Source organism: Sphingomonas bacterium (genome assembly GCF_903643065.1).
Classification (GTDB): Bacteria; Pseudomonadota; Alphaproteobacteria; order Sphingomonadales; family Sphingomonadaceae; genus Sphingomonas.
In genome coordinates this window covers 1-3032 of sequence record NZ_CAHJWX010000385.1, presented here as the reverse complement: position 1 = coordinate 3032, position 3032 = coordinate 1, and the positions used below count along the sequence as shown (strand labels likewise).

Here is a 3032-nt window from a genome sequence, read left to right as displayed (position 1 = left end):
CCTCGCCGACCGCGAGGACGCGGCCGGCCTGCTGGTCGTGACCGCGCGCGCGGGCGACCGGATCGTCGTCATGGGCGCGCGCGACGACACGCTGGGCGAGCTCGCGAGACGGATGCTGGCGGCGCTCGCCGAACGCGGATAGGCTGACCTTCCGAAGGAGTGCCCACCGATGATCCGCCGCCTGTTCGCCGACCACCCCGCCTCGGTCGGCGAGACCTATGCCCAGCACATGGCCGTCGCCGCTCGCTTCGGCGTCCGCATGATCGCGGGCGGCGTGGGCGCCATGGTCCACGCGATCGTGCCGGCCTGGTGCCAGACCACCGGCAGCCGCACCGTCGCCGCGCTCCACGCCGAGATGGTCGCCAAGCGCCGCGCCGCTCACGCCGCGCAGACGCAGATGAGGACGGTGGAATACGTCATCTAATCGTGTCTAGCACGCTTGACATGACAAGCTAGGTTGACGTAAAGCGTCCTTACCATATCGGAAAGGACGCTTAGCCATGATCGGTGCCACCCCGGCGGTGCGACGCTATACACGGCGGGTGCTCGGATTGAGCATCGGCTACACCGCGCTGCTGTTCGGAGCGGTCTGGCTGTTCCGCCATCACCCGCTCGCCGGCTTGCCGGGCATGCTCGTCGCCAGCCTGCCCGCGCTGGCGGTGGTCGGCATCTTCGCCGCGATCGGCCGCTATCTGGTCGAGGAAACGGACGAGTATCTGCGTGCCCTCGCCTCGCGGCAGGCGCTGATCGCGACCGGCTTCTCGCTCTCCATCACTACTGTCTACGGCTTCATCGAAGATGCCGGGCTCGCGCCGCACGTGCCCGCCTTCTATGTCGCGGTGCTCTGGTTCGCCGGCTTCGGAGTTGGCGCCTGCATCAATCCGCTGTTCGAACGGCGGGCGGCATGACCAACCGCCTACGCGTCCTGCGCGCCGAGCGCGGCTGGAGCCAGCAGGAAGTGGCCGAGCGGCTGGGCGTGTCGCGCCAGAGCGTCAACGCGATCGAGACCGGCCGCTACGATCCCTCGCTCCCCCTCGCCTTTCGCATCGCCGAGCTGTTCGGGCTCGCGATCGAGCAATGCTTCACCTCGCCATCCCAGGAATGCCCGCAATGATCTTGCACCTCAGGCTCAGCCTCGCCGCCAGCGCTGTCGCCCTGGCCGCCGTGATCTCCCCTTCGCCCGCGCATTGCCAGACCGTGGCACACGTGGCGCTAAGCGGCGGGCTGGTCACCACCGCCCTGCCCCATGTGTCGATCGCCAGCACCGGCCGGGGCAGTCCGATCGTCCTCATCCCGGGCCTGTCGAGCCCGCGCGAGGTGTGGGCGGCCACGGTCCCGACGCTCGCGCGGGACCACCGCGTCGTCACCGTCCAGATCAACGGCTTCGGCGGCGACGCGCCGGGCGAGAACCTGAAGCCGGGCCTGCTCGACGGCGTCGTCGCCGACCTGCACGCCTACCTCCAAGCCAACCGGCTCGCGCACGCGGCGGTGATCGGCCATTCGCTGGGCGGGCTCGTCGCGCTGATGCTCGCGCGCGCGCATCCGGAGGACGCCGGCCGCCTGCTGATCGTCGACGCGCTGCCGTTCGTGGGCGAGATCTTCGTGCCCAACGCCACCGTCGCGATGCTCGCGCCCCAGGCCGCCGCGATGCGCGACGGAATGGCGACGCAATATGGCAAGCCGGACAACCCCGCCGCCGACGCGGCGATCGCGCAGGGACTGGCGCTCACCCCGGCCGCTCGCGCGCAGGTGGCGGGCTGGGTCGCCAGGGCCGACCCGCGCGTCTCGGCGCAGGCGCTGTACGAGGACCTGTCGACCGACCTGCGCCCGGACCTGGCCGGCATCGCGACGCCGATCACGCTGATCTATCCCTGGTCGCCGCTCAACCCGAAGGAGCGCGCCGAGCCGCTATATCGCGCCGCCTATGCGAAGGCGCCGCACATCACGGTCGTGGCGGTCGCCGACAGCGGCCATTTCGTGATGCTCGATCAGCCGGCGGCGTTCAGCGCGGCGGTGGACGCGTTCCTGCGATAGGGCTTCCAAAGCGGGGCGCGCCGGCTGACGGCGCTGTCCTACAAGTGCGCGACCCGCTAGGCTATCTGAAATGCCTATCCGGCGAACGACGGGGAGGCGAACTGCCTGACGCGGCTGAAATGGACCGACCGGCGGGAAGGTGCTGGACGGAAAGTCACAAATCACCCCTCACGAGTGTGACCTTCCGCGCGATTACCGGCTAGGCCGGCCGCATGACCCGCCCCCGCCTCGCCTTCCGCCACACCCCCGGCCGCGCGCCCACCGTCATGTTCCTGCCCGGCTATGCATCGGACATGAGTGGCGCCAAGGCGCTGGCGCTGGAAGCCTGGGCGGCGCGGACCGGGCAGGCCTGTCTCCGCTTCGACTATGGCGGCTGCGGTGAGAGCGAGGGCGTGTTCGAAGAACAGACGCTGGCCGACTGGCGCGACGATGCGCTGGCGCTGATCGACGAGGGCGTCGAGGGGCCGGTGGTGCTGGTCGGCTCGTCGATGGGCGGCTGGCTGATGCTGCTGGTCGCGCGCGCCCGGCCCGAGCGCGTGGTCGGGATGGTCGGCGTCGCGCCCGCGCCCGACTTCACCGACTGGGGCTTCACCACCGAGGAGAAGCTGCACCTGCTCCAGCACGGCCGGCTCGAACGAGCGAACCCGTACGGGCCCGCGCCCACCGTCACCACCCGCGCCTTCTGGTCGTCGGGCGAGGCCAATCGGCTGATGTACGGGCCCATCGAGATCGACGCGCCGACGCGGTTGCTCCACGGCATGCGCGACGCGGACGTGCCGTGGCACCGGACGGGGCGGCTGGCCGAGCTGATCCGTTCAGCGGACGTGCAGTGCTGGCTGGTCAAGGACGGCGACCATCGCCTGTCGCGCGCGCCCGACCTCGCGCTGCTGGTCCGCGCGGTGGAGGAAGTGATCGCCGCCGCATGATCCTCGCCCTGCTCCTGGCCGCCGCCGCCTGCCCGAACCCGGACGCGCTGCCCGAGCCGGCCGCCGCCGCGC

At 71.0% G+C, this 3032-nt stretch carries 5 protein-coding genes; all 5 read left to right on the top strand.

The window, feature by feature from the left end:
* Window positions 1-169: 169 nt before the first annotated feature.
* The 5 genes from HUU95_RS12555 to HUU95_RS12535 all read left to right on the top strand — a co-directional run bounded on the left by HUU95_RS12555 (window position 170) and on the right by HUU95_RS12535 (window position 2960).
* Window positions 170-424 carry a DUF6356 family protein gene (locus HUU95_RS12555; RefSeq protein WP_174280411.1) on the top strand — a complete coding sequence of 85 codons (255 nt, stop codon included), beginning with the start codon at window positions 170-172 and terminating at the stop codon, window positions 422-424.
* Window positions 425-500: 76 nt separating this feature from the next.
* Window positions 501-908 carry a hypothetical protein gene (locus HUU95_RS12550; RefSeq protein ID WP_174280410.1) on the top strand — a complete coding sequence of 136 codons (408 nt, stop codon included), beginning with the start codon at window positions 501-503 and terminating at the stop codon, window positions 906-908.
* Window positions 905-1114, top strand: a complete 210-nt coding sequence (locus HUU95_RS12545) for a helix-turn-helix transcriptional regulator (RefSeq protein WP_174280409.1) — start codon at window positions 905-907, stop codon at window positions 1112-1114. The genes HUU95_RS12550 and HUU95_RS12545 overlap by 4 nt, the downstream gene beginning before the upstream one ends.
* Window positions 1111-2034 carry an alpha/beta fold hydrolase gene (locus tag HUU95_RS12540; RefSeq protein ID WP_174280408.1) on the top strand — a complete coding sequence of 308 codons (924 nt, stop codon included), beginning with the start codon at window positions 1111-1113 and terminating at the stop codon, window positions 2032-2034. Before HUU95_RS12545 ends, HUU95_RS12540 begins: the two co-directional genes overlap by 4 nt.
* A 212-nt stretch (window positions 2035-2246) precedes the next feature.
* Window positions 2247-2960 carry an alpha/beta fold hydrolase gene (locus HUU95_RS12535; protein WP_174280407.1) on the top strand — a complete coding sequence of 238 codons (714 nt, stop codon included), beginning with the start codon at window positions 2247-2249 and terminating at the stop codon, window positions 2958-2960.
* Window positions 2961-3032 lie beyond the last annotated feature (72 nt).